Origin of the sequence: Pseudomonas fluorescens (assembly GCF_001708445.1) — a bacterium.
Taxonomy (GTDB): domain Bacteria; phylum Pseudomonadota; class Gammaproteobacteria; order Pseudomonadales; family Pseudomonadaceae; genus Aquipseudomonas; species Aquipseudomonas gorinensis.
The window spans coordinates 4,765,203-4,780,003 of the sequence record NZ_CP015637.1 but is presented as its reverse complement, the minus strand read 5'-3'; the positions used below and the strand labels follow the sequence as shown (position 1 = coordinate 4,780,003).

The following is a 14,801-nucleotide window of genomic DNA, read 5'->3' as shown; positions in this document are numbered from 1 at the left end:
GTTATCCTCTTCAGACGGTCGCCGCCGATTCCAGGAAGTCTTGGGCAAAACGTTGCAACACGCCGCCCGCCTCGTAGATCGACACTTCTTCGGCGGTGTCCAGGCGGCAGGTCACCGGCACTTCGACACGTTCGCCATTCTTGCGATTGATCACCAGGGTCAACTGCGCGCGCGGGGTGCGCTCGCCGACCACGTCATAGGTTTCGCTGCCGTCGATGTGCAGGGTGTGGCGGTCGGTGCCCGGCAGGAACTCCAGCGGCAACACGCCCATGCCCACCAGGTTGGTGCGGTGGATGCGCTCGAAGCCTTCGGCGGCAATCGCTTCCACGCCAGCCAGGCGTACGCCCTTGGCCGCCCAGTCGCGGGACGAGCCCTGGCCGTAGTCGGCGCCGGCAATGATGATCAGCGGCTGCTTGCGCTCCATGTAGGTTTCGATGGCTTCCCACATGCGCGTGACCTTGCCTTCCGGCTCGATGCGCGCCAGGGAACCCTGTTTGACCTTGCCGTTCTCGACGACCATCTCGTTGAACAGTTTCGGGTTGGCAAACGTGGCGCGCTGCGCGGTCAGGTGGTCGCCACGGTGGGTCGCGTAGGAGTTGAAGTCGACCTCCGGCAGGCCCATTTTCGCCAGGTATTCGCCCGCGGCGCTGTCGAGCATGATCGCGTTGGACGGCGACAGGTGGTCCGTGGTGATGTTGTCCGGCAGCACGGCCAGCGGGCGCATGCCCTTGAGTGGCCGCGCCCCGGCCAGTGCGCCTTCCCAGTACGGCGGACGGCGGATATAGGTGCTTTGCGGGCGCCAGTCATACAGCGGCGCGACTTTCGGGCCGGTGTCTTCGTGGATCGCGAACATCGGGATGTACACCGCGCGGAACTGCTCCGGCTTGACCGAGGCCTTGACCACTGCGTCGATCTCTTCGTCAGTCGGCCAGATGTCCTGCAGGCGGATTTCCTTGCCATTGGCATCGAGGCCCAGCACGTCCTTCTCGATATCGAAACGGATGGTGCCGGCAATCGCATAGGCCACCACCAGCGGCGGCGAAGCCAGGAACGCTTGCTTGGCGTACGGGTGGATACGCCCGTCGAAGTTGCGGTTGCCCGAAAGCACGGCGGTGGCGTACAGGTCGCGGTCGATGATTTCCTGCTGGATCACCGGGTCCAGTGCGCCAGACATGCCGTTGCAGGTGGTGCAGGCAAAGGCCACCACGCCGAAGCCGAGTTTTTCCAGCTCATGGCCCAGGCCCGCGTCTTCGAGGTACATGGCCACGGTTTTCGAACCCGGTGCCAGGGACGACTTGACCCACGGCTTGCGTTTCAGCCCCAGCTTGTTGGCGTTGCGTGCCAGGAGGCCGGCGGCGATCACGTTGCGCGGGTTGCTGGTGTTGGTGCAACTGGTAATGGCGGCGATGATCACCGCGCCGTCAGGCATTTGCCCCGGCACCTCATCCCACTGGCCGGAAATGCCCTTGGCGGCCAGGTCACGTGTGGCGACACGGGCGTGGGGGTTGCTCGGGCCGGCCATGTTGCGCACGACGCTGGACAGGTCGAAGGTCAGGCCGCGCTCGTATTTCGCGCTCTTGAGGTCGTCCGCCCACAGGCCGGTATGACGCGCGTACTGCTCGACCAGGGTGACCTGTTCGTCTTCGCGGCCGGTGAGTTTCAGGTAGGCGATGGTCTGCTGGTCGATGTAGAACATCGCCGCTGTCGCACCGTATTCCGGGGCCATGTTGGAGATGGTCGCGCGGTCGCCCAACGTCAGTTTCGATGCGCCTTCGCCGAAGAACTCCAACCAGGCACCGACCACTTTCTGTTGGCGCAGGAACTCGGTCAGCGCCAGCACCATGTCGGTGGCGGTGATGCCGGGTTGCAGCTTGCCCGTCAGCTCCACGCCGACGCTTTCCGGCAGGCGCATCCACGAGGCGCGGCCAAGCATGACGCTTTCGGCTTCGAGGCCGCCGACGCCGATGGCGATCACGCCCAGCGCATCCACATGCGGGGTGTGACTGTCGGTACCGACACAGGTATCGGGGAAGGCCACACCGTCACGCACCTGGATCACCGGGGACATTTTCTCCAGGTTGATCTGGTGCATGATGCCGTTGCCCGGCGGGATCACGTCGACGTTCTTGAAGGCTTTTTTGGTCCACTCGATAAAGTGGAAACGGTCTTCGTTGCGACGGTCTTCGATGGCGCGGTTTTTCTCGAACGCGTCCGGGTCGAAACCACCGGCTTCAACGGCCAGGGAGTGGTCGACGATCAGTTGCGTCGGCACCACCGGGTTGACCTGGGCCGGGTCGCCGCCTTGCAGGGCGATGGCATCGCGCAGGCCGGCGAGGTCGACCAGGGCGGTCTGGCCGAGGATGTCGTGGCATACCACGCGTGCCGGGAACCATGGGAAGTCGAGGTCGCGCTTGCGCTCGATCAGTTGGCTCAGGGACGCGTTGAGGGTGGCAGGGTCGCAGCGGCGCACCAGGTTTTCCGCGAGCACGCGTGAGGTGTAGGGCAAGGTGGCGTAGGCGCCTGGGCGGATGGCATCGACCGCCGCGCGGGCGTCGAAATAATCCAGGCGGCTGCCGGGGAGCGGTTTGCGGAATTCAGTGTTCATCGTCAGGACTCGGTCACGGTATAGGTTGCTGCGGGAACCTGCCTCCTGTAGGAGCGAGCTTGCTCGCGAAGGTCGTCAACGATAATGCGGGCATACTGAATGATCGCGATGCCTTGACGTTTTTCGCGAGCAAGCTCGCTCCTACAGAGAGCAGGATTACACCTGCAATTCAGCGACGTTCGATTGGCACGAACTTGCGCTGTTCAACGCCGATGTACTCGGCGCTTGGACGGATGATGCGGTTGTTGGCGCGCTGTTCGAACACGTGGGCGGCCCAGCCGGTCAGGCGCGAGCACACGAAGATCGGCGTGAACAGCTTGGTCGGGATGCCCATGAAGTGGTACGCCGAGGCATGGTAGAAGTCGGCGTTGGGGAACAGTTTCTTTTGTTCCCACATGGTCTTGTCGATGGCTTCGGACACTGGGAACAACACCGTGTCGCCCACTTCGTCAGCGAGCTTTTTCGACCAGCCCTTGATCACTTCATTGCGCGGGTCGCTGTCTTTGTAGATCGCGTGGCCGAAGCCCATGATCTTGTCCTTGCGCGCCAGCATGCCGAGGGTGCCTTCGACTGCTTCCTCTGCCGAGCCGAAACGCTCGATCATTTCCATCGCCGCTTCGTTGGCGCCGCCGTGCAGCGGGCCGCGCAGCGAGCCAATCGCAGCGGTGACGCAGGAATACAGGTCGGACAGGGTCGACGCACACACCCGCGCGGTAAAGGTCGAGGCATTGAATTCGTGTTCGGCGTAGAGGATCAGCGACACGTTCATCACCTTGACGTGCAGCTCGCTCGGTTTTTTGCCATGCAGCAGGTGCAGGAAGTGGCCGCCGATGCTGGGCTCGTCGGTCACGCAGTCGATGCGCTTGCCGTCGTGGCTGAAGCGGTACCAGTAGCACATGATCGCCGGGAAGGCGGCGAGCAGGCGGTCGGTGACGTCGCGTTGCACGCTGAAGTCTTGCTCGGGCTCGATATTGCCGAGGAACGAGCAACCGGTGCGCATCACGTCCATCGGGTGGGCGTCGGCGGGGATGCGCTCCAGGACTTCCTTGAGCGCTTGCGGCAGGTCGCGCAGCTTGCTCAGCCTGGCGCTGTAGGCGGCCAGTTCGGTCTTGGTCGGCAGTTCGCCGTAGAGCAGCAGGTAGGCCACTTCTTCAAACTGCGCATCGGCCGCCAGTTCGCGCACGTCGTAGCCGCGATAGGTCAGGCCGGCACCGGCCTGCCCCACGGTGGACAACGCCGTCTGCCCGGCAACCTGGCCACGCAGGCCGGCGCCACTCAGTACTTTTGCTTCAGCCATGTCTGTTCTCCAATCTTGTATTTAATCTTGTATTTATAGAGAGGCGCGTTCGTTATTTCTTCGCGGCGAACAGCGCGTCGAGCTTCTGCTCGAAGGTGTGGTAGTCGATGCGATCGTAAAGCTCCATGCGGGTTTGCATGGTGTCGATCACGTTCTGTTGGGTGCCGTCGCGACGGATCGCGGTGTAGACGTTCTCGGCGGCCTTGTTCATGGCGCGGAAGGCCGAGAGCGGGTACAGCACGATGGAAACATCGGCAGATTTCAACTGTTCGACGGTGTACAGCGGCGTTGCGCCGAACTCGGTAATGTTAGCCAGGATCGGCGCTTTCACCCGGGACGCGAACAGCTTGTACATCTCCAGTTCAGTGATGGCTTCCGGGAACACCATGTCGGCGCCCGCCTCGATGCAGGCGGCGGCACGCTCCAGCGCCGACTCCAGGCCCTCGACCGCCAGGGCATCGGTACGCGCCATGATCACGAAGCTGTCATCGGTGCGCGCATCCACGGCGGCCTTGATGCGGTCGACCATTTCCTGCTGGGACACGATTTCTTTGTTCGGACGATGCCCGCAACGCTTGGCGCCGACCTGGTCCTCGATGTGGATGGCGGCAGCGCCGAACTTGATCATCGACTTGACGGTACGCGCCACGTTGAACGCCGAGGAGCCGAAGCCAGTGTCCACGTCCACCAGCAAGGGCAGGTCGCACACGTCGGTGATGCGGCGCACGTCGGTCAGCACGTCATCCAGGCCGGTAATGCCCAGGTCCGGTACGCCCAGGGAGCCGGCAGCCACCCCGCCACCCGACAGGTAGATCGCCTTGAAGCCCGCGCGCTTGGCCAGCAGCGCATGGTTGGCGTTGATTGCGCCGACCACTTGCAAGGGCTGTTCGCTGGCAACCGCGTCACGGAAACGCTGGCCTGGAGTGGTGTTGTTATTGGAACTCATGACTCACCTCGCTGAGTGGCTGTCTGGGGAGCGCCGTCGGGAAAATGACGGGCGATATTGCGTTTGGATGCACCGATATGGCGGCGCATCAACAGTTCGGCCAGTTCACCGTCGCGATCGGCAATCGCGTCAAGAATGCGGTGATGCTCGGCAAAAGCCTGGCGTGGACGATTGGGGGTGGCGGAGAACTGGATGCGGTACATGCGCACCAACTGGTACAGCTCGCCGCAGAGCATTTGGGTCAGGGTGCGGTTACCGGCACCTTGAATGATCCGGTAGTGAAAATCGAAGTCGCCTTCCTGCTGGTAGTAGCCCAGGCCGGCCTGGAACGCCTCGTCGCGTTCATGGGTGTGCAGCACCTGGCGCAGCTCTTCGATTTCCGCATCGGTCATGCGCTCGGCAGCCAGGCGGCAGGCCATGCCTTCGAGGGACTCGCGGATCTCATAGAGTTCGATCAGCTCGGCGTGGCTCAACGACACCACTCGCGCGCCCACATGGGGTACGCGCACCAGCAGGCGCTGGCCTTCCAGGCGGTGGATCGCCTCACGCAGCGGGCCGCGGCTGATGCCGTAGGTGCGCGCCAGCTCTGGCTCGGAGATCTTGCTGCCGGGGGCGATCTCGCCCTTGACGATGGCGGCCTGGATACGGCGGAAGACGTTTTCCGACATCGTCTGGGATTCGTCCGAGGGCACCACCGGGGCTTCCGCTTGCTCGAGCATATTGTCGACACCTTTAAAAGCAATGTGGCAAAAACTAGCCAATCAGCCCCAGATAGTCAAAGAATAAATGCACATTGTCGACAATCGTCTAATAACCAGCCCCGCACGCGCTTGGGGCATGGCCGCCTGCCAGCGCTGGCGTCAGAAAAGCATCATGTTAGAATGCCCGCCGCTTTTGCCTGACATCACTGGATGAAACGGCGCACGAGGGAGCTTGCGCAGCAATGCCAGTCGCCTTGAATTGAACATCGCACTGCACCGCCTCAGGATCTATGAGACTCAAGCCCTTCCTTCTGATATGCCTATTGTTCGTACCGGGACTTATGCCGGGGCTAAGCGTTGCCGCCGAAAAGACCGTGTATGGCCTAAACGAATACGCCAAGCTCGCCGGTATCGACCTGGAAGTCGCGGCCAAGCTCGACACCGGCGCCAAGACCGCCTCGCTCAGCGCCCGCGATATCAAGCGTTTCAAGCGCAACGGTGAATCCTGGGTACGCTTCTACCTGGCGATCGACGCCGCCCATTCCCACCCCATCGAGCGCCCCCTGGCCCGCGTCAGCAAGATCAAGCGTCGCGCCGGTGACTACGATCCCGATGAGGACAAGAACTACACCGCCCGTCCGGTGATTGCCCTGGATATCTGCATGGGCAGCGCTTTACGCAGCATCGAAGTGAACTTGACTGACCGCAGCGCCTTCCAATACCCACTGCTGATCGGCTCCGAAGCCTTGAAACGCTTTGATGCGCTGGTCGACCCCAGTCTTAAATACGCAGCAGGCAAACCCGCCTGCGCCGCCGACGCTCATACCGCCGAGTAAACCGAATGCGCTCTCTCACCCTGCACATGAAAATCCTCATCACCCTCTTGGTGGTGCTCGGTATTTCGGTCACCGCCTACCAGATCTTCGTGCTGGGCATTCCTGTTACCGAGGACGCCACCGACGACTTGTGGAACATCGACGCCAAGGTCGAGTTCGTCGCCAACCCGAAAGACCCGGTGAAGATCCAGATGTTCGTGCCGCCCCTGAGCCGCGACTTCGTCAGCCTCAATGAGAGTTTCATCTCGAACAACTACGGGGTGAGCGTCAACCGCATCGATGGCAACCGCAAGGTCACCTGGTCGGCACGCCGCGCCAAGGGCAACCAGACCCTGTATTACCGCCTGGTGCTGACCAAGCGCTACAGCGGCGAGAAGGTCAAGATCAAGGGCCCGACCTTCCGCGACAGCATTGCCGTGGAAGGCCCGGAGAAAATCGCCGCCGAAGCCCTGCTGGCGCCGATCCGCCAGCACTCGGCCGACGTCGAGACCTTTATTACCGAAGCGATCAAGCGCACCAACAACCTCAACGACGACAACGTCAAGCTGCTGCTGGGCGGCGACCCGTCGACGCCGCACAAGGCCAAGATCGTCGAGCTGCTGCTGTCCATCGCCCACGTCCCGGTGGAAAAGGTCCACACCATCCGCCTGGTCGCCGACCAGCCGCAAACCCCGGAACTGTGGCTGCGCAGCTTCAATGGCAATGACTGGCTGTACTTCAACCCGGAGACCGGCGAACAGGGCCTGCCCGCCGACCGCCTGCTGTGGTGGACCGGCGATGAAAACCTGATCACCGTCGATGGCGGCAAGAAAGCCGTGGTTACCTTCAGCCTGAACAACAGCGAAATGAACGCGATTCGCCTGGCCAAGCTGACCGACGAAAATACCGACGCCAACTTCCTCGAATACTCGCTGTATGGCCTGCCGCTGCAAACCCAGCAAACCTTCATGATCATGGTGATGATCCCGATCGGCGTGCTGGTGATCCTGATCCTGCGCAACCTGATCGGCCTGCAGACCCTGGGCACGTTCACCCCGGTGCTGATCGCGCTGGCGTTCCGCGAGACGCAGCTGGGCTTCGGGATTGTGCTGTTCACGATTATCACGGCATTGGGCTTGTCCCTGAGGTCGTACCTGGAACACTTGAAGCTGCAAATGCTGCCCAGGTTGTCGGTGGTGCTGACCTTCGTGGTGGTGCTGATCGCCGCCATCAGCCTGTTCAGCCATAAACTGGGCCTGGAGCGCGGCTTGTCGGTGGCGCTGTTCCCGATGGTGATCCTGACCATGACCATCGAACGCCTGTCGATCACCTGGGAAGAACGCGGCGCCAGCCATGCGATGAAAGTCGCGATCGGCACGCTGTTCGCCGCCTCCCTGGCACACATCATCATGAGCGTGCCGGAGCTGATTTACTTCGTATTCACCTTCCCGGCGATCCTGTTGATCCTGGTGGGCTTCATGCTGGCCATGGGTCGCTATCGCGGCTACCGCCTGACCGAACTGGTGCGGTTCAAGGCCTTCCTCAAGGCTGATTCGTAATGTTCGGCTTCTGGAAGACCTGGAAGGCCCTGGAAGCGCGAGGGATCATGGGCATCAACCGGCGTAACGCCGACTACGTGCTCAAGTACAACAAGCGCAGCCTGTACCCGATCGTGGATGACAAGATCATCACCAAGGAACGGGCCATGGCGGCCGGCATCCATGTGCCGGAAATGTACGGAGTGATTTCCACCGAGAAGGAAATCGACAAGCTCGACGCGATCATCGGTGGGCGCAGCGACTTCGTGATCAAGCCGGCCCAGGGCGCCGGCGGCGACGGCATCCTGGTCGTCGCCGACCGTTTTGAAGGGCGCTACCGCACAGTGTCCGGCAAGATCATCAGCCATGAGGAAATCGAGCACCAGATTTCCAGCATCCTCACCGGCCTGTACTCCTTGGGTGGCCATCGTGACCGCGCGCTGATCGAGTACCGCGTGGTCCCCGACCAGATTTTCAAGAGCATCAGCTACGAAGGCGTGCCGGATATCCGCATCATCGTCTTGATGGGCTACCCGGTGATGGCCATGTTGCGCTTGCCGACGCGTCAGTCCGGCGGCAAGGCCAACCTGCACCAGGGCGCGATTGGCGTGGGTGTCGACCTCGCCACCGGCCTGACCCTGCGCGGTACCTGGCTGAACAACATCATCACCAAGCACCCCGACACCACCAACGCGGTGGACGGTGTGCAACTGCCCAACTGGGACGGCTTCATGAAGCTCGCGGCCGGCTGCTACGAGCTGTGCGGGCTGGGTTATATCGGCGTGGACATGGTGCTGGACCAGGAGAAAGGCCCGCTGATCCTCGAACTGAACGCACGGCCGGGGCTGAATATCCAGATCGCCAACGACTGCGGCCTGACCCTGCGCACCCATGCCGTGGAGGCGCGCCTGGAAGCGCTGAAAGCGGCCGGTGTGACGGAAACCCCGGAAGAGCGGGTGGCGTTCGTACAGGAAATGTTCGGGCATATTCCGCCCGTCGAAGGCTGACGCGGCCTTACATCTGTCTATCCCCGACATCCCCCCTAGGAGCAAATCCTACGGGGGACTACAATCCCCTCCCCCACGCCAACAGCTGATCCACCCCCGCATGTCGACCTGCTCCGTACACCCGCTGCCCTACCGGGCCAACCCCGCCGAGTATTTTGCGGCGATTCGCCATGCGCCAGGCGCAGTCCTGCTGGACAGCGGCAGGCCCGTGGCCGAGCGCGGGCGTTATGACCTGCTCAGCGCCTGGCCGCAAGTGACACTAACGGTATCGCCTGGTGAAAGCGGCGCAGACTTCCTGCAGCGCCTGCGGGAAAGCCTGACCCAACTGGGTGAAGCGAGCATACCCGCTGGCTTGGAACTCCCGTTTGCTGGCGGCCTGATCGGCTACTTGAGCTACGACTTCGGCCGCCACCTGGAACAGATGCCGCACCTGGCCGCAGACGATTTGCACCTGCCGGATGCGCGTTTTGGCCTGTATGCCTGGGCGCTGATCAGTGATCACCAGGCGCGGACCAGCCAGTTGGTGTTTCACCCGGCGCTGGCAGTCAGCGAGCGGCAACGCTTGATCGCGGTGTTCAGTCATGGCGTTGTCGACGGAGCAGCCACGTTCAAGCTCCTGGGCCCCATGGCCCCTGACCTGACCGCCGAGGCATATCGCCAGGCGATCGTACGCATCCAGGATTACATCCAGGCCGGTGACTGCTACCAGGTCAACTTTGCCCAACGCTTTCGCGCACCGTGCCTCGGCGATCCGTGGGCGGCCTATTGCGCCCTGCGCGAAGCCTGCCCGACGCCGTTTTCCGGGTTCCAGAGCCTGCCGGATGATGGCGCGGTGCTGAGCCTGTCGCCGGAGCGGTTCGTGCGTATCAGCCAGCGCCAGGTCGAAACCCGCCCGATAAAAGGCACGCGCCCTCGCGGCTTGACCCCCGAAGCAGACGCGGCGAATGCCGCCGAACTGCTGGCCAGCCCCAAGGACCGCGCCGAAAACCTGATGATCGTCGACCTGCTGCGCAACGACCTCGGCCGCACCTGCCGCACCGGCTCGGTGAGCGTGCCGGAGCTGTTCAGCCTGGAAAGCTACCCCAACGTGCACCATCTGGTCAGCAGCGTCATCGGTGAATTGGCCGACGACAAAGATGCCTTGGACCTGATCGCCGGCAGCTTCCCCGGTGGCTCCATCACCGGCGCACCGAAGATCCGCGCGATGCAGATCATCGACGAACTGGAGCCGACGCGGCGCGGCTTGTATTGCGGTTCGCTGGTGTACCTGGATGTGCGCGGCGAGATGGACAGCTCCATCGCCATTCGCAGCTTGCTGGTCAAGGATGGTCAGGTGTGCTGCTGGGGCGGCGGCGGGATCGTCGCGGATTCGCAGTGGCAGGCGGAGTATCAGGAGTCGCTGACCAAGGTGCGGGTGTTGTTACAAACACTGGAAAGCCTGTAGCGCGCAGTTCCTTTCTGGCTCTCAGACGCAGAGCCGGGCAGTAGAAAAAACCTGAATCAGACCCGCAGTAGACGCAGTTGAACGTCGGAGGATAGCGTCCGGCGTCAACCGTCCACCCGCCGTCTGTGAAGGATCACATGAAGCGACTGCCTACCCTTCAGGAAATATTTCCGAGATTGCATCTCCTCTCAATCGCACCTACCATCTCCCAAATTGGGAGGTTGCAGCGATGCGGATAATCGCTCTATCGACCTTACGAATATTCTGGGAAAACCAACCCGCCTATATCGATGCAAAAGCGCCGCTTATTGAATTGTATCGGCATATGGAAAAGGCAATTTACCCGACGCCACAAGCACTCAAGGCAGAGCTCAGGACCGCGAGCATTCTCAAAGGTGGCAGGGTTGTATTCAACGTGGGCGGCAACAAATATCGAGTGATCATGGCGATCGATTACCAGCGACAGCTTGGGTTCATACGGTTCGTAGGAACTCATGCGCAATACGATCAGATCAATGCGGAGACCGTATGATGAACATCAAACCGATACATTCCCGAGAGGACCTGACCGCTGCGCTTGCGCGCGTGGAGCAGATATGGGGAGCGCAACCAGGCTCGCCAGAGGGTGATGAGCTGGAAGTCCTCGCAATACTCATCGAAAAATACGAGGCGCAGCACTATCCCATCCCCCCGTCAGACCCGGTGGAAGCGATTAAATTTCGCATGGAACAGCTAGGTATGACCGCCCGGGATCTTGAGCCTTTCATCGGGACGAGCGGACGTGTATCCGAAGTGCTGAATCACAAGCGCAAGCTGAGCTTGTCGATGATCAAGCGACTGCATGAAGGCTTGAGTATTCCTTATGAGCGATTGCTTGCAGAGGGCTGACAGGAACATAGGCAGTGGCTTTACCCGTCCCATCAGCCCGGCCGAAAAAATTAAAGGCTCAACAGCCGATTCGAAGCCTTGATGAACTCTTTCTTCAAATCTTCAAACGTATGCACCGCCGGGAATTGCGGGAATTCGCGGATCACATTCTCTGGCGCATGGAACAGAATCCCACGGTCGGCCTCACCCAGCATGCTGGTGTCGTTGTAGGAATCGCCGGCCGCGATCACGCGGTAGTACAGGCTCTTGAACGACAGTACCGACTGGCGCTTGGGGTCTTTCTGGCGCAGTTGGTAGCTGATCACACGGTCGCTGTCGTCGGTGATCAGGCGGTGGCACAGCAAGGTCGGAAAGCCCAACTGGCGCATCAACGGCTGGGAAAATTCGTAGAAGGTGTCGGACAGGATCACTACCTGGAAGCGCTCGCGCAGCCAGTTGACGAACTCGATGGCGCCTTCCAGCGGCTTGAGCGTGGCGATCACTTCCTGGATATCGGCCAGCTTGAGCCCGTGTTCATCGAGGATGCGCAGGCGTTGCTTCATCAGCACGTCGTAGTCGGGAATGTCCCGGGTGGTCGCCCGCAGGGATTCAATACCGGTTTTTTCAGCGAAGGCGATCCAGATTTCCGGAACTAGCACCCCTTCCAGGTCGAGACAGGCAATTTCCACAAGACACTCCTAGTTATATTGTTCAAGTCGAGCGAGCAAAAGGACTGCCGAACTCTAGCGATTCAAGCCCGCCGCCGCAACGCGGGACGGATTTTGATACCATCGCTCCCCTATAGAGCGCTCAGCGCCATTGACCTGTAGGAACCGTCCTGATGAACCAAGCCTTCGATGTCGTTGAACTCGCCGCGACTTATGCCAACAAGTCTGCCCAGGACATTCTCAAGCTGGCGTTCAGCCAGTTCGGTGATGACCTGTGGATTTCCTTCAGCGGTGCCGAGGATGTGGTGCTGGTGGACATGGCCTGGAAGCTGAACAAGAACGTCAAGGTGTTCAGCCTCGACACCGGCCGCCTGCACCCGGAGACCTACCGGTTTATCGAGCAGGTGCGCGAGTTCTACAAGATCGATATCGAACTGATCTCGCCGGACCAGAGCAAGCTGGAACCCTTCGTCAAAGAAAAAGGCCTGTTCAGCTTCTACAAGGACGGCCATGGCGAATGCTGCGGTGTCCGCAAGATCGAACCGCTACGCCGCAAACTCTCCGACGTCCGCGCCTGGGCCACCGGCCAGCGCCGCGACCAGAGCCCCGGCACCCGCAGCCAAGTGGCGGCGCTGGAAATCGACAGCGCCTTCTCCACCCCGGAACGCACCCTGTACAAGTTCAACCCGCTGGCGCAGATGACCAGTGAAGAGATCTGGGGGTACATCCGCATGCTGGAGCTGCCGTACAACAGCCTGCATGAGCGCGGGTTTATCAGCATCGGGTGTGAACCGTGCACCCGCCCTGTACTGCCGAACCAGCATGAGCGTGAAGGCCGCTGGTGGTGGGAGGAAGCCACGCAGAAGGAATGCGGGCTACATGCTGGGAATATCATCAGCAAGGCTTGAAGTTGATGCTGTAAAAAAATGCCCCCGATTGCGGTGAATCAGTCAGCTCAATGGTTACTGACACTCCGCTATCGGGGGCAAGTCGAATCGTCGCACCGCCCCTCCCACATTTGGTTTGTGTTGAGTGCTAGAAATGTACACATACATGTAACCATTGGTGCCATTTATGTGTGCAATTTCTCTTCATGCGCACCATAACGTAACACCTCCCCCCTCCCCTCGGTTGGTCTGGCGAATCGCACGCTGACAACGCAAAAATAAATAGCTGTTCAATCGGTCAATTTATATTTCTTCAAATTCAGCCAGTTATTTAACTCACCTATAAAAACGAAATTAGCCAGGGCTTTCATAGATCCAAAACTGGCACGCATGTGGCTTAAGTGTAAATGCGCTTTGTATACAATAAATACAAAACCTACATACACTTTGCAGTCTGCAGCTTCCCTGCAGATGTGCTGGAGCCTGCCGGAATGCGTACAAGTCTCTCGAACAACATCGCACTGGATCTGCCCTCCTCCGCCCTGAACCCCGAGGCTGCCGGCCCCGGCCCGCTGGTGCTCAGCCCGCGCCTGCACAACAAAGACCTGGCACCCACCAAGGTCGAAGGCCGACGCTGGGGGCGCTACAGCATCTTTGCGCTGTGGACCAACGACGTGCACAACATTGCCAACTATTCATTCGCCATCGGCTTATATGCGTTGGGCCTGGGTGGCTGGCAGATTTTGTTATCCCTGGGGATAGGCGCGGCGCTGGTGTACTTCTTCATGAACTTGTCGGGGTATATGGGCCAAAAGACCGGCGTGCCGTTTCCCGTGATCAGCCGCATCAGTTTCGGCATTCACGGGGCGCAGATTCCGGCGTTGATCCGGGCGGTGATCGCGATTGCCTGGTTTGGTATCCAGACCTACCTCGCATCGGTGGTTTTCCGCGTATTGCTGACGGCGATTCATCCGGGGTTCGGCGACTACGACCACAATTCGATCCTGGGTTTGTCGAGCCTGGGCTGGGTGTGCTTTGTGACCATCTGGTTCGTGCAACTGGTGATACTGGCCTACGGCATGGAAACGGTGCGTCGCTACGAAGGCTTCGCCGGGCCGGTCATTTTGCTGACCGTCGCGTCGCTGGCCGGTTGGATGTACTTCCAGGCCGACGGCCACATTGCATGGTCGATCCGCGAACCGCTGAGCGGCGGTGAGATGTGGCGCAATATCTTTGCCGGTGGTGCGCTGTGGCTGGCGATCTACGGCACGTTGATCCTCAACTTCTGCGACTTCGCGCGCTCGTCGCCGTGCCGCAAGACCATCCAGGTCGGCAACTTCTGGGGCCTGCCCGTGAATATCCTGGTGTTCGCCGCGATTACCGTGCTGCTCTGCGGCGGGCAGTTCCAGCTCAACGGCCAGGTGATCGAGAGCCCCACCGAAATCATCGCAGCCATCCCCAATACCTTCTTCCTGGTGCTGGGCTGCCTGGCGTTCCTGATCGTCACCGTGGCGGTGAACATCATGGCCAACTTCGTCGCGCCGGCTTTTGTGCTGAGCAACCTGGCGCCCAAGTACCTGAACTTCCGCCGCGCCGGTTTGATCAGCGCCGCCGTGGCGGTACTGATCCTGCCGTGGAATCTCTACAACAGCCCGTTGGTGATCGTGTATTTCCTTTCCGGCCTGGGCGCGCTGCTGGGGCCGTTGTACGGGGTGATCATGGTCGATTACTGGCTGATTCGGAAAAGCCAGGTGGACGTGCCGCAGCTGTATAGCGAAGACCCGAATGGCGTTTATTACTACAGCCGTGGCGTGAATATGCGCGCGGTAGCAGCGTTCATTCCTGCGGCGGTGATCGCCATCCTGCTGGCGCTGCTGCCGGGCTTTGCCAGCGTCTCGCCGTTTTCCTGGCTGTTTGGCGCCGGTATTGCAGGGTTGCTCTACCGGGTGATCGCCAAGCGCCAGCCGTTCTATGCCGATGTCAGCGGTGAAAGCATTGCAGTCGATAACGTCAGTCATTAAACAAG

At 60.8% G+C, this 14,801-nt stretch carries 13 protein-coding genes; 8 read left to right on the top strand and 5 right to left on the bottom strand.

Annotated elements, in window-relative coordinates; all coding sequences use genetic code 11:
• Positions 1-10: 10 nt before the first annotated feature.
• The 4 genes from acnD to A7317_RS21190 all read right to left on the bottom strand — a co-directional run bounded on the left by acnD (position 11) and on the right by A7317_RS21190 (position 5,567).
• Positions 11-2,605, bottom strand: coding sequence for a Fe/S-dependent 2-methylisocitrate dehydratase AcnD (acnD, locus tag A7317_RS21205; RefSeq protein WP_024076889.1), 2,595 nt, complete (start codon positions 2,603-2,605; stop codon positions 11-13).
• Between the two features lie 169 nt (positions 2,606-2,774).
• On the bottom strand, positions 2,775-3,902 hold the full coding sequence (prpC, locus tag A7317_RS21200) for a bifunctional 2-methylcitrate synthase/citrate synthase (RefSeq protein WP_024076890.1): 1,128 nt from the start codon (positions 3,900-3,902) through the stop codon (positions 2,775-2,777).
• A gap of 52 nt (positions 3,903-3,954) precedes the next feature.
• Positions 3,955-4,848 carry a methylisocitrate lyase gene (prpB, locus tag A7317_RS21195; protein ID WP_024076891.1) on the bottom strand — a complete coding sequence of 298 codons (894 nt, stop codon included), beginning with the start codon at positions 4,846-4,848 and terminating at the stop codon, positions 3,955-3,957.
• Positions 4,845-5,567, bottom strand: a complete 723-nt coding sequence (locus A7317_RS21190; RefSeq protein WP_024076892.1) for a GntR family transcriptional regulator — start codon at positions 5,565-5,567, stop codon at positions 4,845-4,847. The genes prpB and A7317_RS21190 overlap by 4 nt, the downstream gene beginning before the upstream one ends.
• Before the next feature lie 272 nt (positions 5,568-5,839).
• On the opposite strand from A7317_RS21190, the gene A7317_RS21185 reads away from it, so the two are divergent.
• From A7317_RS21185 to A7317_RS21160, 6 genes are all read left to right on the top strand, one after another.
• On the top strand, positions 5,840-6,385 hold the full coding sequence (locus tag A7317_RS21185) for an ATP-dependent zinc protease (protein WP_024076893.1): 546 nt from the start codon (positions 5,840-5,842) through the stop codon (positions 6,383-6,385).
• Between the two features lie 5 nt (positions 6,386-6,390).
• Positions 6,391-7,923, top strand: coding sequence for an inactive transglutaminase family protein (locus A7317_RS21180; RefSeq protein WP_069076759.1), 1,533 nt, complete (start codon positions 6,391-6,393; stop codon positions 7,921-7,923).
• Complete coding sequence (locus A7317_RS21175) at positions 7,923-8,909, top strand: alpha-L-glutamate ligase-like protein (protein ID WP_024076895.1); 987 nt, start codon at positions 7,923-7,925, stop codon at positions 8,907-8,909. The genes A7317_RS21180 and A7317_RS21175 overlap by 1 nt, the downstream gene beginning before the upstream one ends.
• Before the next feature lie 100 nt (positions 8,910-9,009).
• Entirely contained in the window at positions 9,010-10,353 is a 1,344-nt protein-coding gene (pabB, locus tag A7317_RS21170) for an aminodeoxychorismate synthase component I (RefSeq protein ID WP_024076896.1), read from the top strand.
• A 229-nt stretch (positions 10,354-10,582) separates the two neighbouring features.
• Positions 10,583-10,885, top strand: coding sequence for a type II toxin-antitoxin system HigB family toxin (locus A7317_RS21165; RefSeq protein WP_024076897.1), 303 nt, complete (start codon positions 10,583-10,585; stop codon positions 10,883-10,885).
• Positions 10,885-11,241 carry a helix-turn-helix domain-containing protein gene (locus A7317_RS21160; RefSeq protein ID WP_069077441.1) on the top strand — a complete coding sequence of 119 codons (357 nt, stop codon included), beginning with the start codon at positions 10,885-10,887 and terminating at the stop codon, positions 11,239-11,241. The genes A7317_RS21165 and A7317_RS21160 overlap by 1 nt, the downstream gene beginning before the upstream one ends.
• A gap of 50 nt (positions 11,242-11,291) precedes the next feature.
• Here the strand turns inward: A7317_RS21160 and thrH are convergent, their stop codons facing one another.
• A complete protein-coding gene (thrH, locus tag A7317_RS21155; protein ID WP_024076899.1) occupies positions 11,292-11,909 on the bottom strand; it encodes a bifunctional phosphoserine phosphatase/homoserine phosphotransferase ThrH in 618 nt (205 codons plus the stop codon).
• Positions 11,910-12,061: 152 nt separating this feature from the next.
• Here thrH and A7317_RS21150 point away from each other — a divergent pair, with 152 nt between their 5' ends.
• Both A7317_RS21150 and A7317_RS21145 read left to right on the top strand, forming a co-directional pair.
• A complete protein-coding gene (locus tag A7317_RS21150) occupies positions 12,062-12,796 on the top strand; it encodes a phosphoadenylyl-sulfate reductase (protein ID WP_024076900.1) in 735 nt (244 codons plus the stop codon).
• A gap of 470 nt (positions 12,797-13,266) precedes the next feature.
• Entirely contained in the window at positions 13,267-14,796 is a 1,530-nt protein-coding gene (locus A7317_RS21145) for an NCS1 family nucleobase:cation symporter-1 (RefSeq protein WP_024076901.1), read from the top strand.
• Positions 14,797-14,801 lie beyond the last annotated feature (5 nt).